The organism is Burkholderia latens, assembly GCF_902499045.1.
Taxonomy (GTDB): domain Bacteria; phylum Pseudomonadota; class Gammaproteobacteria; order Burkholderiales; family Burkholderiaceae; genus Burkholderia; species Burkholderia latens.
Genome location: NZ_CABVPL010000011.1, coordinates 14,841 through 38,509, shown reverse-complemented (window position 1 = coordinate 38,509; position 23,669 = coordinate 14,841). Strand labels below are relative to the sequence as shown.

The 23,669-nt window shown below is 66.3% G+C and carries 21 protein-coding genes and 1 tRNA gene; 13 read left to right on the top strand and 9 right to left on the bottom strand.

Features of this window, described 5'->3' with window-relative positions; translation table 11 throughout:
- Positions 1-83: 83 nt before the first annotated feature.
- The 3 genes from BSE24067_RS10700 to zwf all read right to left on the bottom strand — a co-directional run bounded on the left by BSE24067_RS10700 (position 84) and on the right by zwf (position 4,227).
- Positions 84-2,012 carry a bifunctional transcriptional regulator/glucokinase gene (locus BSE24067_RS10700; protein ID WP_151063340.1) on the bottom strand — a complete coding sequence of 643 codons (1,929 nt, stop codon included), beginning with the start codon at positions 2,010-2,012 and terminating at the stop codon, positions 84-86.
- The gene (gene pgl, locus BSE24067_RS10695; protein WP_151063341.1) at positions 1,990-2,670 is read right to left on the bottom strand and encodes a 6-phosphogluconolactonase; all 681 of its coding nucleotides are present in this window, start codon (positions 2,668-2,670) and stop codon (positions 1,990-1,992) included. Before pgl ends, BSE24067_RS10700 begins: the two co-directional genes overlap by 23 nt.
- An 87-nt stretch (positions 2,671-2,757) precedes the next feature.
- Positions 2,758-4,227 carry a glucose-6-phosphate dehydrogenase gene (gene zwf, locus BSE24067_RS10690; protein ID WP_151063342.1) on the bottom strand — a complete coding sequence of 490 codons (1,470 nt, stop codon included), beginning with the start codon at positions 4,225-4,227 and terminating at the stop codon, positions 2,758-2,760.
- A 430-nt stretch (positions 4,228-4,657) separates the two neighbouring features.
- Here zwf and BSE24067_RS10685 point away from each other — a divergent pair, with 430 nt between their 5' ends.
- The 4 genes from BSE24067_RS10685 (at position 4,658) to BSE24067_RS10670 (ending at position 9,060) form a co-directional block, all read left to right on the top strand.
- Positions 4,658-5,905 (top strand): ABC transporter substrate-binding protein, encoded by a 1,248-nt coding sequence (locus tag BSE24067_RS10685; protein WP_151063343.1) that lies wholly within the window; start codon positions 4,658-4,660, stop codon positions 5,903-5,905.
- Between the two features lie 138 nt (positions 5,906-6,043).
- Positions 6,044-6,982 carry a carbohydrate ABC transporter permease gene (locus tag BSE24067_RS10680; RefSeq protein WP_151063344.1) on the top strand — a complete coding sequence of 313 codons (939 nt, stop codon included), beginning with the start codon at positions 6,044-6,046 and terminating at the stop codon, positions 6,980-6,982.
- Entirely contained in the window at positions 6,972-7,829 is an 858-nt protein-coding gene (locus BSE24067_RS10675; protein ID WP_040143627.1) for a carbohydrate ABC transporter permease, read from the top strand. Before BSE24067_RS10680 ends, BSE24067_RS10675 begins: the two co-directional genes overlap by 11 nt.
- Before the next feature lie 112 nt (positions 7,830-7,941).
- Positions 7,942-9,060, top strand: coding sequence for an ABC transporter ATP-binding protein (locus BSE24067_RS10670; protein ID WP_151063345.1), 1,119 nt, complete (start codon positions 7,942-7,944; stop codon positions 9,058-9,060).
- A 129-nt stretch (positions 9,061-9,189) separates the two neighbouring features.
- On the opposite strand, the gene BSE24067_RS10665 is transcribed toward BSE24067_RS10670, so the two are convergent.
- The 4 genes from BSE24067_RS10665 to trxB form a co-directional block, all read right to left on the bottom strand.
- Positions 9,190-9,567, bottom strand: coding sequence for a PAAR domain-containing protein (locus tag BSE24067_RS10665; RefSeq protein ID WP_151063346.1), 378 nt, complete (start codon positions 9,565-9,567; stop codon positions 9,190-9,192).
- Between the two features lie 167 nt (positions 9,568-9,734).
- Entirely contained in the window at positions 9,735-10,358 is a 624-nt protein-coding gene (locus BSE24067_RS10660; protein WP_151063347.1) for a trimeric intracellular cation channel family protein, read from the bottom strand.
- A complete protein-coding gene (locus tag BSE24067_RS10655; RefSeq protein WP_174904747.1) occupies positions 10,345-11,124 on the bottom strand; it encodes a Smr/MutS family protein in 780 nt (259 codons plus the stop codon). Before BSE24067_RS10655 ends, BSE24067_RS10660 begins: the two co-directional genes overlap by 14 nt.
- A gap of 136 nt (positions 11,125-11,260) precedes the next feature.
- Positions 11,261-12,223, bottom strand: coding sequence for a thioredoxin-disulfide reductase (trxB, locus tag BSE24067_RS10650; protein WP_151065459.1), 963 nt, complete (start codon positions 12,221-12,223; stop codon positions 11,261-11,263).
- A 420-nt stretch (positions 12,224-12,643) separates the two neighbouring features.
- On the opposite strand from trxB, the gene BSE24067_RS10645 reads away from it, so the two are divergent.
- The 3 genes from BSE24067_RS10645 (at position 12,644) to BSE24067_RS10635 (ending at position 17,256) form a co-directional block, all read left to right on the top strand.
- Positions 12,644-14,953 carry a DNA translocase FtsK gene (locus BSE24067_RS10645; protein WP_059467030.1) on the top strand — a complete coding sequence of 770 codons (2,310 nt, stop codon included), beginning with the start codon at positions 12,644-12,646 and terminating at the stop codon, positions 14,951-14,953.
- Positions 14,954-14,999: 46 nt separating this feature from the next.
- The gene (gene lolA, locus BSE24067_RS10640; RefSeq protein ID WP_151065458.1) at positions 15,000-15,689 is read left to right on the top strand and encodes an outer membrane lipoprotein chaperone LolA; all 690 of its coding nucleotides are present in this window, start codon (positions 15,000-15,002) and stop codon (positions 15,687-15,689) included.
- Between the two features lie 256 nt (positions 15,690-15,945).
- On the top strand, positions 15,946-17,256 hold the full coding sequence (locus BSE24067_RS10635) for a replication-associated recombination protein A (protein WP_151065457.1): 1,311 nt from the start codon (positions 15,946-15,948) through the stop codon (positions 17,254-17,256).
- A 42-nt stretch (positions 17,257-17,298) separates the two neighbouring features.
- On the opposite strand, the gene BSE24067_RS10630 is transcribed toward BSE24067_RS10635, so the two are convergent.
- Entirely contained in the window at positions 17,299-17,565 is a 267-nt protein-coding gene (locus BSE24067_RS10630; RefSeq protein ID WP_151065456.1) for a DUF2164 domain-containing protein, read from the bottom strand.
- 241 nt (positions 17,566-17,806) lie between these two features.
- Between BSE24067_RS10630 and serS the strand changes: the two genes are divergently transcribed.
- Together serS and BSE24067_RS10620 are read left to right on the top strand one after the other, a co-directional pair.
- Positions 17,807-19,108, top strand: a complete 1,302-nt coding sequence (gene serS, locus BSE24067_RS10625) for a serine--tRNA ligase (RefSeq protein WP_151065455.1) — start codon at positions 17,807-17,809, stop codon at positions 19,106-19,108.
- A 130-nt stretch (positions 19,109-19,238) separates the two neighbouring features.
- Positions 19,239-19,329: transfer RNA gene (locus tag BSE24067_RS10620), tRNA-Ser, on the top strand.
- Positions 19,330-19,482: 153 nt separating this feature from the next.
- On the opposite strand, the gene BSE24067_RS10615 is transcribed toward BSE24067_RS10620, so the two are convergent.
- On the bottom strand, positions 19,483-20,643 hold the full coding sequence (locus BSE24067_RS10615; RefSeq protein WP_151065460.1) for an alkane 1-monooxygenase: 1,161 nt from the start codon (positions 20,641-20,643) through the stop codon (positions 19,483-19,485).
- Positions 20,644-20,891: 248 nt separating this feature from the next.
- Between BSE24067_RS10615 and BSE24067_RS10610 the strand changes: the two genes are divergently transcribed.
- From BSE24067_RS10610 to minD, 4 genes are all read left to right on the top strand, one after another.
- Positions 20,892-21,278: a hypothetical protein gene (locus BSE24067_RS10610; protein WP_151065454.1), complete on the top strand. Its 387-nt coding sequence runs from the start codon at positions 20,892-20,894 to the stop codon at positions 21,276-21,278.
- Between the two features lie 59 nt (positions 21,279-21,337).
- Complete coding sequence (locus BSE24067_RS10605) at positions 21,338-21,853, top strand: GNAT family N-acetyltransferase (RefSeq protein ID WP_170297495.1); 516 nt, start codon at positions 21,338-21,340, stop codon at positions 21,851-21,853.
- A 168-nt stretch (positions 21,854-22,021) separates the two neighbouring features.
- Entirely contained in the window at positions 22,022-22,792 is a 771-nt protein-coding gene (minC, locus tag BSE24067_RS10600; protein WP_151065452.1) for a septum site-determining protein MinC, read from the top strand.
- Positions 22,793-22,851: 59 nt separating this feature from the next.
- The gene (gene minD, locus BSE24067_RS10595) at positions 22,852-23,667 is read left to right on the top strand and encodes a septum site-determining protein MinD (RefSeq protein WP_040143641.1); all 816 of its coding nucleotides are present in this window, start codon (positions 22,852-22,854) and stop codon (positions 23,665-23,667) included.
- The last annotated feature ends 2 nt before the right edge of the window (positions 23,668-23,669 follow it).

The following is a 23,669-nucleotide window of genomic DNA, read 5'->3' as shown; positions in this document are numbered from 1 at the left end:
CCCAATGCAAAACACCCCGAACGCCGGACCAGCCGTCCAGCGTTCGGGGTGTCGTTCACCCGTGGCGTCTTTCTACCGCTGCGTCAATCCCTCGCGACGTCCTTCGCCGCCGGCGAAGCCCCATGACTCAACCAATCGAGCACGTCGGCCGTTTCGTCGTCGGTGGCTCGCGCCCGCGCCTGCGCGACGGCCTCCGGCAACTCACCGTTCGTTGACGCGCGACGGATCGCGACGCCGACCGCCAGAATGTCGATCATCAGCAGATGCAGGATCCGCGAGATCATCGACAGCTGCGACTCGCGCATCTCGATGTGATCCGTTTCGAGCGCGACGGTCGCGCGCTTCGCGAGCGGCGTATTGCTCGACGTGATCGCGATCACCTTCGCGCCGGCCTGCATCGCGACGTCGAGCACGCGCAGCAGCTCCGGCGCGCGTCCGGACTTCGACACCGCGACGATCACGTCACCCTTGCCGAGCAGCGCGGCCGACGCGGCCTGCATGTACAGGTCGCCGTACGCGATCGTCGGAATCCCGAAGCGGAAGAACTTGTAATGCGCGTCCTGAGCGACGATGTTCGAATTGCCGAGCCCGTAGAACTCGATGCGGCGCGCGCCGTTCAGGATCTCGATCGCGTTCTCGACATGCTCGAAGTTCAGGTGCTCGCGTAGCTGCAGGATCGCGGACACCGTGTTGTCGAGCACCTTCGCGCCGAAGTCGGTGGCCGTGTCGCCGAGGTGCACCTGGCTGTGGCTCATCGGAATCGTGCCGGTCAGGCCGGTCGCGAGCTTCAGCTTGAAGTCCGACAGGCCCTGGCAGCCCAGCGAGCGGCAGAATCGGATCACCGTCGGCTGGCTCACGTCGGCCTTGCGCGCGATGTCGACGATCGGGTCGTTGATGATCGAGCGCGGATGGTTCAGCGCGAGATCGGCGACGCGGCGCTCGGCCGGCGTCAGCGCGTCGCGCATCTGGCGGATCCGCTCGAACACGGCCGATGATGCGCCGCCCGAACGGTTCGACAGCTGCTCCGCGAGAATGGCCGACACGCCGAGGAACGCCGGGTATTCGGCGGTGATCAGGTAGGTCGGGATGTTCTCGAGATAGTGCGCGAAGCGGCCCTTCGCCTCGAAGCGCGCACGGAACGACGAGCGCGTGAACAGTTCGCCGAGCTTCAGCGCGACACCGCCGCCGATATAGACGCCGCCGAGCGCGCCGAGCGTCAGCGCGACGCTGCCGGCGAACGAGCCGAGAATGCCGCAGAAGCATTCGACGGTTTCGAGCGCGAGTGCGTCGCCCGCATGCGCGCGCTCGACGATCTCGGCCGTATCGACGGACGCGGCGACGCGCTTCTTGTCGCGCGCGGCGAGCGCCCGGTAGATGATCTCCATGCCGGGGCCCGCGCATACGCGTTCGAACGACACGTGCGGAAATTTCTTGCGCGCGTACTGCAGCACGAGATCCTCGCGCTCGTCTTGCGGCGCGAACGACGCGTGACCGCCTTCGCTGCCGAGCGCGATCCAGCGGTCGTCCGCCGGAATCAGGCCCGATACGCCGAGCCCGGTGCCGGGCCCGAGCAGCCCGATCACGCTGTTCTGGCGGCGCGCGCCGCCGCCGATCTGCACGCGCTGCGCGTCGGTCAGGCCGGGCAGCGCCATTGCGAGCGCAGTGAAGTCGTTGACGACGAGCAGCGTGTCGAAGCCGAGCGCGCGGCGCGTCGCCTCGATCGAGAAGCTCCAGTCGTGATTGGTCATCGTGACCTGGTCGCCATCGACCGGGTTCGCGATCGCGATCGCCGCGTGATTCACGCGGGCGATCTTCACGTCCTTCAGATACTTGCGGATCGCGTCGGTGAGCGTCGGGTAGTCCGCGCCCGGATAGACGCGGATCTGCGTGATTTCGCCCGGGCCGGTTTCCAGCGCGAAACGCGCGTTGGTGCCGCCGACGTCCGCGAGCAGGCGCGGGCCGTCGGCGTGCTGGCCGGCGACGACAGCCTTACTTTGCGCACCAGTAGACATCGAGCTTGGTCCCCTTGTCGTTGGCCAGTTGGGAAATCGCATTCTTCTGCAGCGTGGCCGCCGCGGCGTCGAGCACGTCGCGCTTGGCGGCGCCGGCGATCAGCAGGAACAGCCGGTCGACGCGCTTCAACGCATCGAGCGAATAGCTCACGCGCGCATGCGGCGCCGCACCGGGATGCACGGCGACGAAGCGTTCGGGCGTCGTGATCGCGTGGTCCCATTCGGGCGCGTCGGCGAAGATCGACGCGGTGTGGCCGTCCTCGCCCATGCCGAGCACGGCGACGGTCGGCACGCGGTAATCGGCATTCGCGTTGAGTGCGGCGACGTGCGCGTCGAGCGACGCGCGCGTGTCGACGAGCGGCAGGAAGCGGGCGGTGGCCGCCGCGTGCTGCAGCAGCGTGTCGCGCACGAGTTGCGCGTTGCTGGCCGGGTCGTTCTCCGGCACCCAGCGGTCGTCGACCAGCGTGACGTCGACGCCGGCCCAGTCGAGCGCGGCGTGCGACAGCGTTTGCAGGAACGGGCGCGGGCTCGTGCCGCCGGACACCGCGAGCGTCGGGCGCGCGGGGCCGCCGAGCGCCGCGCGCAGCGCATCGCCGACGGCGCGCGCGAGCGCTTCGCTTTGCGCTTCCTGGGTGTCGAAAGCGTGGATCTCGATCACATCTCCTCCGGACTGCTTTGTCTGTTCAATTCGTATGAATCGTGGCGCACGTTGCCGCGCGCACGGCGCGCGCGGCAACGGCTTGCATCAGTTTTCCTCTTCGAGCCAGCAGGTACCATGCTGCGCGAGCATCGCGCTCGCCGCGGCCGGCCCCCACGTGCCCGCCGCGTACGGCTTCGGCGGCTTCAGCGTGCGCGCCCATTCGTTCAGGATCGGCTCGACCCAGCGCCACGCGGCTTCCTGCTCGTCGCGGCGCACGAAGAGGGCGAGGCGGCCGTTGATCACGTCGAGCAGCAGGCGCTGGTACGCCTCCATCTGCCCTTCCTTGAAGAACTGGTCGAATGCGAGATCGAGGTGCACGCTCGCGAGGTTCATCCCTTCGCCGGGCTGCTTCGCGAGGCAGTACAGGCGGATCGTCTCGTTCGGCTGCAGCCGGATCACGAGGCGGTTCGCGCCGGCGCGCAGCGCGGATGCTCCAAGCGCCGAGTGCGGCACCGGACGGAAGTTGACGACGATCTCCGCGACGCGGTCGGCGAGCCGCTTGCCGGTGCGCAGGAAGAACGGCACGCCGGCCCAGCGCCAGTTCTCGATCTCGACCTTCAGCGCGACGAAGGTTTCGGTCTGGCTGTCGGGCTTCACGCCCGGCTCGGTCGCATACGCGGGCACCTGCACGCCCTTGATCACGCCCGCATGATACTGGCCGCGCACCGCGACCTTGCCGATGTCGCGCGGATCGACGGGCTTCAGCGCACGCAGCACGCGCAGCTTCTCGTCGCGCACGGAGTCCGAATCCATCGAATGCGGCGGCTCCATCGCGACGATCGACAGCAACTGCAGCAAGTGGTTCTGCACCATGTCGCGCAGCGCGCCCGTATTGTCGTAGAAATCGCCGCGCGCCTCGACGCCCAGTTCCTCGGCGATCGTGATCTGGATGCTCTCCACCCATTCACGGCGCCACAGCGGCTCGAACAGCGCGTTGCCGAAGCGCAGCGCGAGCAGGTTCTGCACCGGCTCCTTCCCGAGGTAGTGATCGATCCGGTAGATCTGGTCTTCCGCGAAGATCTCGCCGACCGCGTCGTTGATCGCGTTCGACGAGCGCAGGTCGTAGCCGAGCGGCTTCTCGAGCACGATGCGCGCGCCTTCGTTCAGGCCGACCGACGCGAGCGCCTTGCAGATCGGCACGAACAGCGACGGACCCGTCGCGAGATAGAACACGCGGATGCCCGGCAGGTGCGCGATCGCGTCGCGCAGCACGACGTAGTCTTCCGCGCGGCCGAGATCGAGGTTCACGTATTCGATGCGCTCGAGGAAGGACTTCCACGCGTTTTCGTCGAATGCGCTGCCGGCAGCCTTTGCCGCATGCGGTTTCACGTGCGTGTCGACCCACTCGAGATAGTGGGCCCGTTCCGATTCGTGTCGCGCGACGGCGATGATCCGGCCGCCTTCCGCCAGCATGTTGCCGCGGTGGGCTTCAAACAGTGCGGGCAGGATCTTGCGCATCGACAGGTCGCCGGTGCCGCCGAAAAGTACGAAGGTAAAGCTGGAATCGGTATGCATGTGTCTCCGCCAGTTGGGGTGCTCGGAAGCGATCCGTAGTGCGATAAAAATATTTTTGACACTGAATTGTAGTTTAACTACAATCCGCCGCAAGGGGTAGCACCTGGGTGAAGAAAAAAAGATGTGCGGTCGACGAACTGCACGAGCTTCGCCTTCGGGAACGCCTTGTGCCGAATGGTATCGGACATTGACGGAGCGCATCGTTCGCGCGCCGTCGCCCCCGGGCTCGCGCCGCGGCATCGCGGCGGGCCAGAAACACAAAGAGGAGACACGCCGTTGAATCTCGATTCACGCTTTCTGTAAGAGCCCGGCCGGTCATCGGCCCCGTACGCTGCATGCGTCCCGCGGCTCGATTTCCCCGTCGTTTATCAAGAAGCCGGTTCCCCGTCGGGGAACCTCACGAGTTGATTCAGTCTGGAGGAGATAAGTAATGAAAGTTCGCTCGATCATGGGCGCGCTCTGCGCCGCGGGTCTGATGGCTGGCGCCGTGGCGGCGCAGGCGGCCGAGAACGTGACGGTGCTGCACTGGTGGACCTCGGGCGGCGAGTCGAAGGCCGTCGGCGTGCTGAAGGACGACATGCAGAAGCAGGGCTACGTGTGGAAGGACTTCGCGGTCGCGGGCGGCGCCGGCGCCGCGGCCATGACCGCGCTGAAGACCAAGGTGATCAGCGGCGACTCCCCGTCGGCCGCGCAGATCAAGGGCCCGCTGATCCAGGACTGGGCCGACCAGGGCGTGCTCGTCAACATCGATTCCGCCGCTGGCGACTGGAAGCAGAACCTGCCGCCGGAAATCGACAAGATCATCAAGTACAAGGGCCACACCGTCGCCGCACCGTTCTCGGTGCACCGCGTGAACTGGCTCTACATCAACAAGGCCGCGCTCGACAAGGTCGGCGCGAAGGTGCCGACCACCTGGGCTGAATTCTTCGCGGTTGCGGACAAGCTGAAGGCCGCGGGCATCCAGCCGGTCGCGATGGGCGGCCAGCCGTGGCAGGACCTGACGCTGTGGGAAGACGTCGTGCTGTCGCAGGGCCCGGCGTTCTACAAGAAGGCGCTCGTCGATCTCGACCAGGCGACGCTGAGCTCGCCGCAGATGGTGTCGGTGTTCGACACGGTGCGCAAGATCCAGGGCTACTTCGACACCGGCCGCAACGGCCGCGACTGGAACCTCGCGACCGCGATGGTCATCAACGGCAAGGCCGGCATGCAGTTCATGGGCGACTGGGCGAAGGGCGAGTTCGAGAACGCCGGCAAGAAGGCGGGCAAGGACTACATCTGCGCGCCGGTGCCGGGCACCGCGAATTCGTACACGTTCAACGTCGACTCGTTCGTGTTCTTCCAGCAGAAGGGCGAGAAGAATGCGACGCCGGGCCAGATCGCGCTCGCGAAGACGATCATGACGCCGGACTTCCAGGAGCAGTTCAGCCTGCTGAAGGGCTCGGTGCCGGTGCGTCTGGGCGTGAAGATGGACAAGTTCGACGACTGCGCGAAGAAGTCGTACGCCGACGAGCAGACCGCGATCAAGTCGGGCGGCTTCGTGCCGTCGCTGGCGCACGGGATGGCGCAGGGCGATGCGACGGCCGGCGCGATCACCGACGTCGTGACGAAGTTCATGAACTCGCAGCAGGATTCGAAGAGCGCGGTGGCCGCGCTCGCGAAAGCCGCGAAGGTGAAGTAAAGCGCGACAGGCGCCCGGCCGGAAGCGCATCGGCGGCCGGGCGTTTTTGCATGTGCAGCAAACGGGCTCGCCCGCGGGCCCGCGCCGTACCCGGCGCTGGCCCGGCCTGCGCCGCCCTCGTTCCAGGAGTCGAATCAAGTGGCTGCCCCTCTTAGCGGAAACGGATCCGGCGCTGCCGTCGCGCGGCGCACGTCGCCGATGTCGGCCTTCGCCGATCGCTGGATCCCGAAGCTCGTGCTCGCGCCGAGCCTCGCGATCGCCGTCGTGTTCATCTACGGCTTCATCCTGATTACCGGCTATCTGTCGCTGACCAATTCGCGGCTGTTGCCGAATTACGAATTCGACGGCTTCGGCCGTTACACGGACCTGTTCCAGAACGACGTGTGGTGGACCTCCGCCGCGAACCTCGGCTGGTTCGGGATTCCGTTCATCGCGATCTGCGTCGGGCTCGGCCTGTTCCTCGCGATCCTGCTCGACCAGCGGATTCGCAACGAAGGCGCGCTGCGCGCGATCTTCCTGTATCCGATGGCGCTGTCGTTCATCGTGACCGGCACCGCATGGCAGTGGATCCTGAACCCGGGCCTCGGCCTCGAGAAGGTGATGCACGACTGGGGCTGGACGAGCTTCTCGTTCGGCTGGCTCGACGATCCGGACAAGGCGATCTTCTGCATCGTCATCGCGGCCGTGTGGCAGTCGACCGGCTTCGTGATGGCGCTGTTCCTCGCGGGGCTGCGCGGCGTCGACGGCGAGATCTTCAAGGCCGCGCAGGTCGACGGCGCGACGCTGCCGACCATCTATCGCAAGATCGTGATCCCGAGCATGCGCCCGGTGTTCTTCTCGGTGCTGCTGATCCTGTGCCACATCACGATCAAGACGTTCGACCTCGTCGTCGCGCTGACGGCGGGCGGCCCCGGCACGTCGTCGTCGCTGCCGGCTATGTTCATGTATACGTTTTCGTTCAACCGCGGCCAGCTGGGCCTGGGCGCGGCGTCGTCGGTGATGATGCTCGCGACCGTGGTCGCGGTGCTGGTGCCGCTGATGTATATGGAATCGAGGAGCACCCGCAATGCAGCCTAAGATGACGATCAGCCGGGCAGTGATCTATGCGGCGCTGATCCTGTTCGCGCTGTATTTCCTGTTCCCGATCTACGTGATGCTGTCGACTTCGTTCAAGGATCTCGACCAGCTTCGCACCGGCAACCTGCTGACGCCGCCGTCGCACTGGACCGTCGACCCGTGGGTGAAGGCGTGGAGCGGCGCATGCACCGGCGTGCGCTGCGACGGGATGAAGCCGTTCTTCCTGAACTCGCTGCAGATGGTGATTCCGGCCGTGCTGATCTCGTCGCTGATCGGCGCGTTCAACGGCTACGTGCTCACGCACTGGCGCTTTCGCGGCGCGGACGCGCTGTTCACGATGATGCTGGTCGGCTGCTTCATTCCGTTCCAGGTGATCCTGCTGCCGATGGCGCGCCTGCAGGGGATGCTCGGCCTCGCGAACACGATTCCGGGCCTCGTGTTCGTGCACGTCGTGTACGGGATCGCGTTCACGACGATGTTCTTCCGCAACTTCTACGTGAGCGTGCCGGCCGAGCTCGTGAAGGCCGCGCGCATCGACGGCGCGGGCTTCTTCACGATCTTCACGAAGATCCTGCTGCCGGTGTCGCTGCCGATCTTCATGGTGTGCCTGATCTGGCAGTTCACGCAGATCTGGAACGACTTCCTGTTCGGGATCGTGTTCTCCGGCGTCGATTCGATGCCGATCACGGTCGCGTTGAACAACCTCGTCAACACGTCGACGGGCGTGAAGGAATACAACGTCGACATGGCCGGCGCGATCATCGCCGCGCTGCCGACGCTGCTCGTCTACGTGGTCGCCGGCCGCTACTTCGTGCGCGGGCTGACGGCGGGCGCGGTGAAGGGGTAAGCGCGGCTTCATCCGATACGACGAACCGGCCGCGCACGACGCGCGGCGCATCGAAACGAACCCGACGCGGCGCTGGCGTGCGCCGCGCGAGACGAGACAGAGGATTCACAGCATGGCAAGCCTTTCCATCCGTGACGTGTACAAGACCTACCCGAACGGGGTGCCGGTCCTGAAGGGTGTCGACATCGAGATCGAGGACGGACAGTTCCTGATCCTGGTCGGCGGGTCGGGCTGCGGGAAGTCGACGCTGCTCAACATGATCGCCGGTCTCGAGACCGTGACGAGCGGCGAGATCTGCATCGACGGCAAGGTCGTGAACGACCTGTCGCCGAAGGATCGCGACATCGCGATGGTGTTCCAGTCGTACGCGCTGTATCCGTCGATGACGGTGCGCGAGAACATCTCGTTCGGGCTGAATATCCGCAAGGTGCCGAAGAACGAGCAGCAGCAGATCGTCGAGCGCGTGTCCGCGATGCTGCAGATCCAGCATCTGCTCGACCGCAAGCCGGGCCAGTTGTCGGGCGGCCAGCGCCAGCGCGTCGCGATGGGCCGCGCGCTCGCGCGCGATCCGTCGCTGTTCCTGTTCGACGAGCCGCTGTCGAACCTCGACGCGAAGCTGCGCATCGAGATGCGCGCGGAAATCAAGCTGCTGCACCAGCGCCTCGGCACGACGATCGTGTACGTGACGCACGACCAGATCGAGGCGATGACGCTCGGCGACCGGATCGCGGTGATGAAGGACGGCGTGGTCCAGCAGTTCGGCGCGCCGCAGGACATCTACGATTCGCCGTCGAACCTGTTCGTCGCCGGCTTCATCGGCGCGCCGCCGATGAACTTCATCAACGGCAAGCTGGTGGAGCAGGGCAGCGGCGTCGCGCTCGAGATCGACACGGGGCTCGGGCGCAGCGCGCTGAACCTGCCGTTCGATGCGAAGCGGATGAACGGCCACGTCGGCCGCGAGGTGATCCTCGGCCTGCGTCCGGAGCGCATCACCGACGCGCGCAATGCGCATCACGGCGAGGCGTCGAAGCTGCAGCCGATCGACGTGCGCGTCGACGTGACGGAGCCGACGGGCCCGGACACGCACGTGTTCGCGCAGGTGAACGGCAAGCGGATCGTGAGTCGCGTGCATCCGGCCGCGAACCCGCAGCCGGGGCAGACGCAGTCGCTGCTGTTCGACGTGTCGAAGGCGGTGCTGTTCGATCCGGCGTCGGAAGAGCGGATCGCGTGAGTCACGCGGGATCGGCGCATCGGTGACGCGTCCGGATCATCGTTCGATCCGGATGCCGTCGATTGCCGCGATTCATGGTGTAGCGGATTTGTCCGAGCAGGTGCCGTGTCGCGGAGGACGAAGCGATCGTTACAGGCGGATGACGCAACCGCGGCTTGCATCGGTGTAGCCAGTGTCGCAACCCGGGGCCTCTATTTTCCATTTGCGGCCGTATCGGGAAACGATGCGTGGAGCGCGCTCGCAACGGCATCGCACCCAGTCGTTGCTCAACGCTTGAATCCTTCCGGCGTGGGCGAAGTCGCGCATTGGTCCGTTCGCCGGAGCGCCGGGCGCTGCTTCGATCGTTCCGACGCTTTCGCACGTGCTGCACCACGCCCATTGACCGACGAACGCGATTCTGCGGCGCGTGCCGTCATCACCGGCGATCGTTCCGCCGTTGCCGCCGTCGAGGACGTAGCCGCCGCTGTCGAGTGGATCGCCCGCGACTACCGCGTAGAAGGTCGTCATGCCCGTTTGCCCTGTTCGTTTTCAACGGGCGGAACGTAGCACGACGCGGCAATCCATGAAATGGAAGTGTAAAAAAGTGTGGCCGCCCAATGTCGCGGCCGTTGCGGCGGCGTGAAGTGACCGGGGCCGGTTCGAGGATCCCGTCACGATCCGGCGAATGCGTGGATTCAGTGCGGCAACCGCACGTCGAACTTGAACGTCGCGAGCCGCGCGACGAGGATGAAGCCGGTCGCGAGCAGCACGCTGTACACCGAGTCGAACTGCAGCCACGCGAGCAGCAGGTAGAACCAGCAGCCGACGAACGCGCACGTCGCGTACGGCCGCGAATCGCGCAGGATCAGCGGAATGTCGTTGCACAGCACGTCGCGCACGATCCCGCCGACCACGCCGGTGATCACGCCCATCATCACCGCGATGAATCGCGGCATCTCGGCGTCGAGTGCGATCGCGGTGCCGGAGATGCTGAAGATGCCGAGCCCGATCGCATCGGCCACCAGCAACAGCCGCTCGGCCGACAGCCGCGACAACATCCGCAGCACGAACGGCGCGAACACGGCCAGCACGAAGATCGCGATCACGTAGTCGTCGTGCACGACCCAGTAGAACGGCCGGCGTTCGAGCAGGATGTCGCGCAGCGTGCCGCCGCCGAACGCGGTGGCGAGCGCGACGACGAACGTGCCGACCGAGTCGAGACGATTCTTGCGCGCCTCGATGAAGCCCGAAATCGCGAAAGCCAGCGTCGCGATCGCTTCCAGAATCGAGATCGCGAGCGTCAGCCTAGGATGCGGCACGCGGCCCCCGTTCGGCGGGCGCCGCGAGCGGCTGCAGCAGCACCAGCACCGCCCCCGCGCCGCCGTCGTGGCTGCGCGCCTCGCAGAACGCGATCACTTCTTCCTTCTGCACGAGCCACGCGCGCACCTTGCCTTTCAGCACGGGCTCCTTGCCGATCGAGCCGAGGCCCTTGCCATGGATCACGCGCAGGCAGCGCAGCCCCTTCTTGCCGGCTTCGCGGATGAATTCCGCGAGTGCGTCGCGCGCCTCGTCGCGCCGCATCCCGTGCAGGTCGAGCTGCGCCTGCACGATCCATGCACCGCTTCTCAGCTTGCGCACGATGTCGCGGCTGATGCCCGGGCGGTGGTAGTACAGCGATTCGTCGCTGTCGAGCAGCGTTTCCGGATCGAATTCGTCGGACAGCGTCGCGTTCAGCACCGCTTCCTCGTCGCGCTGCGTCTGCTTCGGCACCGGGTCGGGCGGCGTGCGGCCCGACCTCGCGCGCGGCGGCGCGTTCAGCGGCTGGATCGCGCCGATTTCGTTGCGGAACAGGTTCGCGTCGGCCTCCGCCTGGCGGACCGCGTTCGCGGTCTCGACGCGCGCGCGTTCGCGCCGGTCGGCTTCGCCCTGCAGCGACTTGCGCAGCGCACCGAGGCCGCCCAGGCCCTGGCCGCGCAACGCGGCGGGGTCGAGCGCGGGCGGCGGCGCGGCGGGCGCGGGAGTCGCGGGGCGGGCGGCGATCTGCCGCTTCGCGGGATCGCTCGGATGGGGCTGGTTCTTCGCCATGATTCGATAACGGGGCAGGCGCGTTCGGGCGCGCGGGCACAAAAAAGCCGCTGCGCGGCGGCAGCGGCTTTCCGGTCAAGCGCGCTGCGCGGCAGCGGACGCCATTGTAGCGCCCGCCGCGGCAACCGCTTGCGGCTTACTTCTTGTCGTGCAGGCTTTCCAGATAGCGCTGCGCGTCGAGCGCGGCCATGCAGCCGGTGCCGGCGCTCGTGATCGCCTGGCGATACACGTTGTCCTGCACGTCGCCGGCGGCGAACACGCCCGGCACGCTCGTCGACGTCGCGTTGCCTTGCAGGCCGCTCTTCGTCAGGATGTAGCCGTCCTTCATCTCGAGCTGGCCCTGGAACAGGTCGGTGTTCGGCTTGTGGCCGATCGCGACGAACACGCCCTGCACGGCGAGATCCTGCGTCGCGCCGGTCTTCACGTTCTTGATGCGCAGGCCCGTGACGCCCGATTCCTCGCCCGTCACTTCGTCGAGCACGTGATCCCACTTGATGTCGACGACGCCTTCCTTTTCCTTCTCGAGCAGCCGGTCGATCAGGATCGGCTCGGCGCGGAACTTGTCGCGGCGGTGGATCACCGTGACCTTCTTCGCGATGCCCGTCAGGTAGAGCGCTTCCTCGACGGCCGTGTTGCCGCCGCCGATCACCGCGACTTCCTGGTTGCGATAGAAGAAGCCGTCGCACGTCGCGCAGGCCGACACGCCCTTGCCCATGAACGCTTCTTCGGACGGCAGGCCGAGATACTGCGCGGACGCGCCGGTCGCGATGATCAGCGAATCGCACGTGTATTCGCCCGAATCGCCGATCAGCCGGATCGGCTTTTCGTGCAGCTTCGCGGTGTGGATGTGGTCGAAGACGATTTCCGTGTTGAAGCGTTCCGCGTGCTCCTGGAAACGCGCCATCAGTTCCGGGCCTTGCACGCCCTTCGCGTCTGCCGGCCAGTTTTCGACGTCGGTCGTCGTCATCAGCTGGCCGCCCTGCGCGATGCCGGTGATCAGCACCGGGGACAGGTTGGCGCGTGCCGCATAGACGGCAGCCGTGTAGCCGGCGGGGCCGGAACCGAGAATCAGGACTTTGGCGTGTTTGGGCGTGGACATGTGCGAATCCGTAAAAGGCGGCCGCGGCGGGCGGGGTAAGGCGCGCCGGACGGTTGGTTTGACCGGGATGCCGTCATAGATGGGTATCAGACGCGCATTATAAAGGCCCCGTTGCTGCGCTGCCGAACGAGAGTTTCAATCGCGACGATAGCGTTTCGCGGGCGGCCGGCCGGCGCCGCGAGCACGGTGGGGCGGCAGCGACGACCACCGCACCGCCGCATCGGGCGGCGCATTGTCGCAGTCGGGCGCGAGTGACGGGGCCGGCGCTCGTGTCTGGCCTGCATGCGCGGTATCCGGTTGACGAGTGACCGCGGCCCTCTTATGTAACCGTCATTTACACTTGGCGGCCCGATGCAGCGTTTACAATAAGCGCGATCGAACGACAGGCGGGCACGCGGCCCGTCTTCTCTATACGGATTCATGGCAAAAGCTCCTTATTCCGCCCAGGCACAGGCGTTGCCGCACCGGATGTCGAAGCTCCTCACGGAGATCCGCTGGATTCTCCAGGTCGCGCTCTGCGCTTTTCTGGTGATGGCGCTGCTGAGCTACAGCCGGCGCGATCCGAGCTGGACGCACGCCGCGCAGGTGGACCACATCTCGAACTGGGCCGGGCGCGTCGGCGCGTGGACGGCCGACATCATCCTGCTGCTCTTCGGCCTGTCGGCGTATTGGCTGATCGTGCCGCTCGGGCGGCGCATCGCGGTCAACTACCGGCGCATCACGCGTCACGAGGCGGTCGTCGACGAACCGGAGCGGCCGATCGGCTGGCTCACCGAGATCTTCGCGTTCGTGCTGGTCGTGCTCGCGTGCGACGGCATCGAGGCGCTGCGCATGTGGTCGCTGAAGGTGCAATTGCCGCGCGCGCCGGGCGGCGTGATCGGCGAGGCCGTCGCGGGCGCGATGTCGCACGCGTTCGGCTTCACCGGCGGCACGCTGCTGCTGCTGATCCTGCTTGCGATCGGCTTGTCGCTGTATTTCCGTTTTTCGTGGCTGTCGGTTGCCGAGCGCGTCGGCGGCGCGATCCTGTCGGCCGTCAACGTCGCGAAACTGCGCCGCGAGGCCGAGCGCGACCGCAAGCTGGGCGAGGCCGCGGCCGTGCGCCGCGAAGGCAAGGTCGAGGAGGAGCGCGTGCGCATCGAGGATCACGAGCCCGTGACGATCGTGCCGCCGGTCGTCACGCCGGCGAAGTCCGAGCGCGTCGAGCGCGAGCGCCAGGTGCCGCTGTTCACCGATCTGCCCGGCGATTCGACGCTGCCGCCGGTGTCGCTGCTCGATCCGGCGCCGAAGACGCAGGAAGCGATTTCCGCCGATACGCTCGAATTCACGTCGCGCCTGATCGAGAAGAAGCTGAAGGACTTCGGCGTCGAGGCGAGCGTCGTCGCCGCGTATCCGGGCCCGGTCGTCACGCGCTACGAGATCGAGCCGGCCACCGGCGTGAAGGGCAGCCAGATCGTCAACCTCGCGAAGGACCTCGCGCGTTCGCTGTCGCTCGTGTCGATCCGCGTGGTCGAGACGATTCCCGGCAAGAACTACATGGCGCTCGAGCTGCCGAACCAGCGCCGCCAGACGGTGCACCTGTCCGAGATCATCGGCTCGGAAGTCTATGCGGCCGCGTCGTCGGCGCTGACGCTGAGCCTCGGCAAGGACATCGGCGGCAAGCCGGTGTGCGCGGATCTCGCGAAGATGCCGCACCTGCTGGTCGCCGGCACGACCGGTTCGGGCAAGTCGGTCGGGATCAACGCGATGATCCTGTCGCTGCTGTACAAGGCGACCGCCGAGCAGGTGCGCCTGATCCTGATCGATCCGAAGATGCTGGAAATGAGCGTCTACGAAGGCATTCCGCACCTGCTGTGTCCGGTCGTCACCGACATGCGCCAGGCCGGCCATGCGCTGAACTGGACGGTCGCGGAGATGGAGCGCCGCTACAAGCTGATGAGCAAGCTCGGCGTGCGCAACCTCGCCGGCTACAACAACAAGATCGACGACGCGGCCAAGCGCGAGGAGAAGATTCCGAATCCGTTCAGCCTGACGCCGGACGACCCTGAACCGCTCGGCCGCCTGCCGAACATCGTCGTCGTGATCGACGAGCTCGCCGATCTGATGATGGTCGTCGGCAAGAAGGTCGAGGAATTGATCGCGCGGATCGCGCAGAAGGCGCGCGCGGCCGGCATCCACCTGATCCTCGCGACGCAGCGTCCGTCCGTCGACGTGATCACCGGCCTGATCAAGGCGAACGTGCCGACGCGGATCGCGTTCCAGGTGTCGTCGAAGATCGACTCGCGCACGATTCTCGACCAGATGGGCGCCGAATCGCTGCTCGGGATGGGCGACATGCTGTATCTGCCGCCGGGCACCGGGCTGCCCGTGCGCGTGCACGGCGCATTCGTCGCCGACGACGAAGTGCATCGCGTCGTCGAGAAGCTCAAGGAGCAGGGCGAGCCGAACTACGTCGAAGGGCTGCTCGAAGGCGGCACCGCCGACGGCGACGAAGGCTCGGCCGGGGCGGGAACTGGCGAAGGCGGCGGCGAGTCTGATCCGCTGTACGACCAGGCGGTCGAGATCGTCATCAAGAACCGCCGCGCGTCGATCTCGCTCGTGCAGCGTCATTTGCGGATCGGCTACAACCGCGCGGCGCGGCTGCTCGAACAGATGGAACAGTCGGGGCTCGTGTCGGCGATGTCGTCGAGCGGCAACCGCGAAATTCTTGTGCCGGCGCGCGACGCGGAATGAGTCCGCGGCGCCCGCCGCGCCGGCCACCCACGGAGAAAACCGCATCATGCAGCAACTTTCGTTCGTCCCTTCCCTTCGTTCGGCGCGGCGCTGGCTCGGCGCGGCGTTCGCCGGCGCATCGCTGATGCTCGCGGCGACGCACGCGTTCGCGGGCGGCACCGAGCAGCTGAAGGCCTTCGTGTCGCAGGTGCGTTCGGCGAAGGGCGATTTCACGCAGCAGATCGTCAAGGCGCCGGCCAAGGGCGCGAGCGCCGCGCAGGCCGCACCGAAGCCGAACGACAATTCGAGCGGCACGTTCGTGTTCTCGCGTCCGGGCAAGTTCATCTGGACTTATCAGAAGCCGTACCAGCAGGTGCTGCAGGCCGACGGCGACAAGCTGTACGTGTACGACCGCGACCTGAACCAGGTCACCGAGCGCAAGCTGAACGGCGCGCTGGGCGCGAGCCCGGCCGCGATCCTGTTCGGCAGCAACGACCTCGACAAGAGCTACACGCTGCGCGATGCCGGCGAGAAGGGCGGCATCGAATGGCTCGAGATGCTGCCGAAGGCGCAGGACACGCAATTCCAGCGGATCGGCATCGGCTTCCGCAACGGCACGCTCGCGGCGATGGAGCTGCACGACGTGTTCGGCAACGTCACGCTGCTGACGTTCACGAACATCCAGACGAACCCGCCGCTGAAAGGCGATGCGTTCAAGTTCGTCGTGCCGAAGGGCGCGGACGTGATCAACGGCTGACGGTCGTCGTACTGTTGTCCCGACACGGGCCTGCCGGCAACGGCAGGCCCGTGTTGTTTTGGAACGCGAGTACCAGCCGCGCGCACCGGGAGCAGTACCAGGCGCGGCTCTGCGCGTCGGCACGCGGCGCGGTCCCGGGCGCGGGCGCCCGGCGCCTTCGCCGCCCGCCACGCGCGGCGGCATGGTCGCGCGGCTGTCATAATGTCAGGTCCGGCGGCCGGTTCGGCCGCCATCGTTTGATCTGGAGCGAGGGTTCATGTCCGACCTGTTTCAAGTCGAGCCGCGCCGGCCGCTCGCCGAGGCGCTGCGGCCGAAGACGCTCGCCGAGGTGATCGGCCAGACGCATCTGCTGGGCGAAGGCAAGCCGTTGCGGCTCGCGTTCGAATCCGGCAAACCGCATTCGATGATCCTGTGGGGGCCGCCCGGCGTCGGCAAGACGACGCTCGCACGCCTGACCGCGCTCGCGTTCGACTGCGAATTCATCGCGCTGTCCGCGGTGCTCGGCGGCGTGAAGGACATCCGCGACGCGATGGAGCAGGCGAAGGACACGCTGAACCGCACCGGCCGCCACACGATCCTGTTCGTCGACGAAATCCACCGCTTCAACAAGGGGCAGCAGGACGCGCTGCTGCCGTTCGTCGAGTCGGGGCTCGTGACGTTCATCGGCGCGACGACCGAGAACCCGAGCTTCGAAGTCAACTCGGCGCTGCTGTCGCGGGCGCAGGTGTACGTGCTGAAGTCGCTGAACGACGACGAGATGCGGCAGCTGCTCAAGCGCGCACAGGAAATCGCGCTCGACGGCCTCGCGTTCGACGACAAGGCGATCGATACGCTGATCGGTTACGCGGACGGCGACGCGCGGCGCTTCCTGAATCTGCTCGAGCAGGCGCAGACGGCCGCATCGTCGGCCCGGGTGACGACCATCGACGCCGATTTCGTCAGCAGCGCGATGACGCTGAACGCGCGACGCTTCGACAAGGGCGGCGACAATTTCTACGATCAGATCTCGGCGCTGCACAAGTCGGTGCGCGGTTCGAGCCCGGACGGCGCGCTGTACTGGTTCTGCCGGATGATCGACGGCGGCGCGGATCCGAAATATCTCGCGCGGCGCATCGTGAGGATGGCGTGGGAAGACATCGGCCTCGCCGACCCGCGCGCGCTGCAGATCGCGAACGACGCGGCCGAAACCTACGAGCGGCTCGGTTCGCCCGAAGGCGAGCTCGCGCTCGGGCAGGCGGTGATCTATCTCGCGTGCGCGGCGAAGAGCAACGCCGGCTACAACGCGTTCAACCAGGCGATGGCATTCGTGAAGCAGGACAAGTCGCGCGAAGTGCCCGTGCATCTGCGCAACGCGCCGACCAAGCTGATGAAGGAGCTCGGCTACGGCCACGCGTATCGCTACGCGCACGACGAGCCGAACGCGTATGCGGCCGGCGAGCGCTATCTCCCGGAAGGGATGCGCGAGCCGCATTGGTACAAGCCGGTGCCGCGCGGGCTCGAATCGAAGATCGCCGACAAGCTCGCGTGGCTGCGCGAACTCGACCGCGAGGCCGGCAAGAACGACTGACCGCCGAGCGTCGTACACCGGCCGGCGCCGCTCGCCGGGGCGTCAGCGCTTGCGGCCCGGCTGCTTCTTCCAATACTCGAACGGCTCCGCGTGGCATTCGATGTCGAGCTCGGCAACCCGCGCGTGCAGGCGCTCCTGCGCATCGGCGATCGCGAGGTTGTAGATCGCCGGCGCGATTTCCTCGACGAAGAAGTGCAGCAGCGCGCCCGCCTGGACGTTGCCGATCGGCTCGTCCATGTTTTCCGTGAAATAGCGTTGCAGTGACGCGATCGCGCGGTCGCGGACATCCTTGTCCAGTTCAATGGCCATCGGGTTCTCTCGAATGATCGTGATGTGACGGCGGACCGTCGGCACGCCGCGTCGTACCGGGCCGGAGCAGCGGCCGTCGCGCGCTGCACGGCGTGCTTCGCCGCCGGCGCGAGCGCGGGCCGGCAACGCAATACTGCCATGCGCGTCGCGCGTTTGCGGCATCGTCCGTCCGGCCAGTGCCGTGGCGGCCGCGCGGTGCGTTAGAATTCCCGTCTTACACAACGATTTTCCAAGTCCTCCCATGCTCGACATCCAGTTGCTGCGCAAAGACCTCGACGGCGTCGCGAAGCGCCTCGCCGATCGCGGCTACACCCTCGACGTCGCCGCGTTCTCCGCACTCGAAGCGGAACGCCGCGCGATCCAGACCCGCACCGAAGAGCTCCAGGCGCGCCGCAACAGCCTGTCGAAGCAGATCGGCGCGATGAAGGGGAAGGGCGAGGACACGTCGGCCGTGATGGCCGAAGTCGGCGGGATCGGCGACGAGATGAAGGCGTCGGAAGCCAAGCTCGGCGAGATCCAGGCGCGTCTGTCCGACCTGATGCTCGGCATGCCGAACATTGCGCACGAAAGCGTGCCGGTCGGCAAGGACGAAGCCGACAACGTCGAAGTGCGCCGCTGGGGCACGCCGCGCCAGTTCGACTTCGAGGTGAAGGATCACGTCGACGTCGGCACGCCGCTCGGCCTCGATTTCGAAACGGGCGCGAAGCTGGCCGGCGCGCGCTTCACGATGCTGCGCGGCTCCATCGCTCGGCTGCACCGCGCGCTCGCGCAGTTCATGATCGACACGCATACGCTGCAGCACGGCTACAGCGAGACGTATACGCCGTACATCGTGAACCCGGAAATCCTGTACGGCACGGGTCAGCTGCCGAAGTTCGCGGACGACATGTTCCGCGTCGAGAAGGGCGGTGCGGAGAACACGATCACGCAATACCTGATCTCGACGTCCGAGATTTCGCTGACGAACACCGTGCGCGAATCGATCGTCGACGGCTCCGCGCTGCCGATCAAGCTGACCGCGCATTCGCCGTGCTTCCGCTCGGAAGCCGGCTCGTACGGCCGCGATACGCGCGGGATGATCCGCCAGCATCAGTTCGACAAGGTCGAAATGGTGCAGATCGTCGCGCCGGACGCGTCGTACGCGGCGCTCGACGAAATGGTCGGCCACGCGGAAGCGATCCTGCAGAAGCTTGGCCTGCCGTACCGCGTGATCACGCTGTGCACCGGCGACATGGGCTTCTCGGCCGCGAAGACGTTCGACCTCGAAGTGTGGCTGCCCGCGCAGAACACCTATCGCGAGATCTCGAGCTGCTCGAACACCGAGGCGTTCCAGGCGCGCCGGATGCAGGCGCGCTTCCGCAACGCGCAGGGCAAGCCCGAGCTCGTGCATACGCTGAACGGCTCCGGCCTCGCGGTCGGCCGCACGCTCGTCGCGGTGCTCGAGAACTACCAGAATGCCGACGGTTCGGTCACGGTGCCGGAGGTGCTGCGTCCGTACATGGGCGGCATCGAGCGAATCGAAGCGCCCGCACAGGCGTCGTGAGATTGCCGAACGATCGGCGTTCGAAGTCCCGCAAAAAAATTTGCAAAAAGGGCTTGTTAGTTTCGAAGAGATCGTTCTATAATCTTTTCTTTCCCGGATACGACCAACCGGGAAATGAAGCGGTAAGGAAGGAGAGGTGGCAGAGTGGTCGAATGTACCTGACTCGAAATCAGGCGTACGGTTTCCCCGTACCGTGGGTTCGAATCCCACCCTCTCCGCCAAAATACGAAGCCCCGTGATTCGAAAGGATCACGGGGTTTTTCGTTTTGGTCGTCCGATGGTGGCCGCTACTGCGCCCGTCGCAGCCGCGATGCGGGAGCGCGCACGCGTACGGCACGTCCGCATCCGCTTGCCGGCGGCCGTGCCGCCGCGTATCACGCCGCCGCCGAATACTGCGCGAGCACACGAGCGCGAATCGACGGCTTGATATTCGATTGCGCCATGTTGCCGCGGTAGTGCGCGACGACGCGCGGGTTCATCACGCGATACCACAGCGGCGGCACATACGCGAACAGGATCATCGTCGCGTAGCCGGCCGGCAATTGCGGAGAATCGTCGAAGTGGCGCAGCGCCTGGTACGAGCGCGTCGGGTTCGCGTGATGATCGGCGTGCCGCTGCAGCTGATACAGGAACAGGTTGGTGACGACGTGATTGCTGTTCCACGAATGCTGCGGCGTGCAACGTTCGTAGCGGCCGCTGGGGAGCTTGCGGCGGCCGAGCCCGTAGTGCTCGACGTAGTTCACGACCTCGAGCAGCGACGCGCCGTACACGGCCTGAAGTACGAGGAACGGGATCACGACCTTGCCGGCCATCGCGATCGCGATGCCCCACACGACGGCGGTCATCGCCCACGCGTGCAGCACCTCGTTGCGCCAGGTCCACTGCGAATGCCCGAACCGCTCGAGCCGCGTCTTCTCGAGCCGCCACGCTGAACGGATGCTGCCCGTCACCGTGCGCGGCAGGAATGCCCAGAACGATTCGCCGAAGCGCGCGCTCGCCGGATCGTCGGGCGTCGCGACGCGCACGTGGTGCCCTCGGTTGTGTTCGACGAAGAAGTGCCCGTACGCAACCGGCGCGAGCGTGATCTTTGCGAGCCAGCGCTCGAAGCGGCTGGTTTTGTGCCCGAGTTCGTGCGCGGTGTTGATCGAGATGCCCGTAGCGGCGCCGAGCGACAGCGCGAAGCCGACATAGTCGTACCACGCCAGCGTATGCGTGCCGACGATCCGCACGCACATGAAGAACGCGACGTATTCGACCAGCGTCGCGAGATAAACGATATAGCGGTAGTAGCGCTCGCGTTCGAGATGCGGGACGACGGTTTCGGGCGGATTGTCGCGATCGTCGCCGATGAACGTGTCGAGGATCGGTATCACGCCGAACGCGAACAGCGGCCCGAACCACCAGAACACGTGCAGGCCCGTCGACAGCGCGAGCTGGGCCGCGAAGATCGGCAGCGTGATCGTCAGCGCGCCGAGCAGCCACAGATAACGTTTGCCATCCGACCAGCGCGACGCCGGTCCGTCGGTCATTGCCATCGTCATCGTCTCCCTCCTGTTGGCGGCCCGCTCGCGCGCGAGGGCGCGGCAGCCGCGTGTCCCGTTATGTCCCGTTCTATCGCCGGTCGAATCGTCGTTCGTCCGCCGCACGGCGCGCGGCACCGGATCGATGGTCCGGTTGTGCCAGTTATACGATCGTCGCGCACGCTTTCCAAACACCGCCGCTAGGCGTGAAGCTCCAAACGGCGCGCCATCCGCGGGCCGGGCGACGAAGGGGCGGGGAAGGGGTGATTGAAACGGGCGCGCGGCCGCAATCCGATCGGGTTTCTCGTCTGATGAAAGCGCGACGCAAAACGCCCGGCGAACAACATCGACGCCCGCAACGAATGTTGCGGTGCGGCACGCGACGCATGGCCGCGCGTATCGCCGTCGCGCTTTTGCAGCTCCGGCTTACGGACCATTACGATCGCGACGACGAAACGACGGACGCGTGGCGCACGAATGCCGCACACGACAACGCGCGCGGGGTGACGCGTCCGCGACCGGCGGTCGAACGGCGCTGCGCCGGCGCGCTGCGCCGCGTGATGCTGCACCTGCACACACACGTGTGTGCGGCACGCGTGCGTTGCCTGCCGCCTTTCGATCCGCGCGGCCATTTGAAAATAACGATTTGACTCATGCCCCGCTTTCGGTTGAAGCTAATAACTTGCTGTCCGAAGGGGGCTGTGCCTGCATGAGTTCGACCTTGACCGTTCGTCGTATCGCTGCCGACCAGGGCAACGTGTATCGCGAACTCCGCGCCGCGTCGCTGCGTGAGCCGTACGCGCCCGGCGAAGCGCCGGAGGCCGAATTGCTGACCGTCGATTCCGACGCGGCGGCGGCCATCGCCGCGCTGCGTGCCGCATCCGACGAGTCGACGACTTTCCTGCTGTACACCGAAGGCCACCCGGCCGGCATGATCGGCGCGTATTTCGACAATACGCCCGAGCGGCGCGCGTTCGTCAGCGAGCTGTGGGTCGCGCACGCGGTCCGCCATCTGCGCGGCGGCGTACTGCTGCTCGAAACGGCCACAGCGTGGCTCGCCGAACGCGGCGCGCAGGACGTCTACGCATGGATCGCCGATGCGAACCGGAACGCGATCCGCTTCTACGAACGCGCGGGGTTCGGCAACACGGGCGAGCACGCGCCGATCGCGCGCATGCCCGGCGCGATGAAGTCGTTGTTCGTGTCGCACTTCACGACGCCCTGACGCATGAATGCGCGGGCTGCACGGCGCGATCGGCTCCCGCTCGCTCTGGTGCGACTGCCCGCGGGCCGGTTGCGCGCCTGCCGCGACCGTCGCCAGCCGGTTTCCCAAAAATAATGGCCGCACGCGTGGACGCCTGTAAAATACGCAAAAATTTTTTGCAGAGTGTCCATGTCGCTTAAAAAATCGCCATTCTTCGAGCTGCGCAGCGGATCGGTCGATACGTTGCTGTTCACCGTGAAGACGACCGATCTCGATGCGTTGCGTGCCGAACTGGTCAAGCGCTTCGAAGCGACTCCCGAGTTTTTCGCCGATGACGTCGTCGCGATCGACGTCCGCCGTCTCGCGGATGGCGAACGGGTCGCGCTCGCCGACATTCGACAGATGCTGAACGACGTACGGATGCGGCCGGTCGGCGTGGTCGCGCTGCCGACGCAGGGCTGGGCGGGCGAAGCCGGCCTGCCGCTGCTCGAGGCGCGCGATCGCCGCGTCGCGGCCGCGAAGCCGGCCGACGAAGCGGCGGAGCCGGCGCCTGCCGCGGCAGCACCAGCCGCCGCGGCAGCAGAACCGGCGCCGGAGCCTGCACCGACGTCGGTCGCGGCGGGCGGCCAGACGATGGTCGTCGACCGGCCGTTGCGCTCGGGGCAGCAGATTTACGCGAAAGGGGACCTCGTGGTGCTCGCGCCGGTCAGTCACGGCGCGGAGATCATCGCGGAAGGCAACATCCACATCTACGCGCCGTTGCGCGGCCGCGCGCTCGCGGGCGTGCACGGCAATCACGACGCGCGCATTTTCTGCACGTGTCTCGAACCGGAACTGATTTCGATCGCGGGTATCTATCGAACGACCGAGAACCCGTTGCCCGCCGACATACTGGGCAAATCGGTGCAGATCCGGCTCGAAGAGGAAAAACTGATGATCGAACCGCTGCGCCTGACGTGATTCACGCGGCACGCTCCGGATCGATCGGCTCTCATTGACGAACACAGGGTATTGGGTAAATGGCAAAAATCATCGTGGTGACTTCGGGCAAGGGCGGCGTGGGCAAGACGACGACCAGCGCGAGCTTCGCGTCCGGCCTCGCGCTGCGCGGCCACAAGACGGCCGTGATCGACTTCGACGTCGGCCTGCGTAACCTCGATCTCATCATGGGCTGCGAGCGTCGCGTCGTGTACGACCTCGTGAACGTGATCCAGGGCGAAGCGAACCTGAACCAGGCGCTGATCAAGGACAAGAAGTGCGAGAACCTGTTCATCCTGCCGGCGTCGCAGACGCGCGACAAGGATGCGCTCACGCGTGACGGCGTCGAGAAGGTGCTGAACGACCTGGCCGCGATGGACTTCGAATACATCGTCTGCGATTCGCCGGCCGGTATCGAGGCCGGCGCGCTGCACGCGATGTACTTCGCGGACGAAGCGCTGATCGTCACGAACCCGGAAGTGTCGTCGGTGCGCGACTCGGACCGCATTCTGGGCATCCTGTCGTCGAAGACGAAGCGCGCGACCGAGGGCAAGGAGCCGATCAAGGAACACCTGCTGATCACGCGTTACAGCCCGAAACGCGTGAGCGAAGGCGAGATGCTGTCGCTCGAGGACATCAGCGAAATCCTGCGCATCAAGCTGATCGGCGTGGTGCCCGAATCGGAAGCCGTCCTGCATGCGTCGAACCAGGGTCTGCCGGCCGTGCATATCGACGGTACCGACGTCGCCGAAGCGTACAAGGACGTCGTCGCCCGCTTCCTCGGCGAAGACAAGCCGCTGCGCTTCACCGATTACCAGAAGCCGGGCCTGCTGCAGCGCCTCTTCGGCAGCAAGTAACG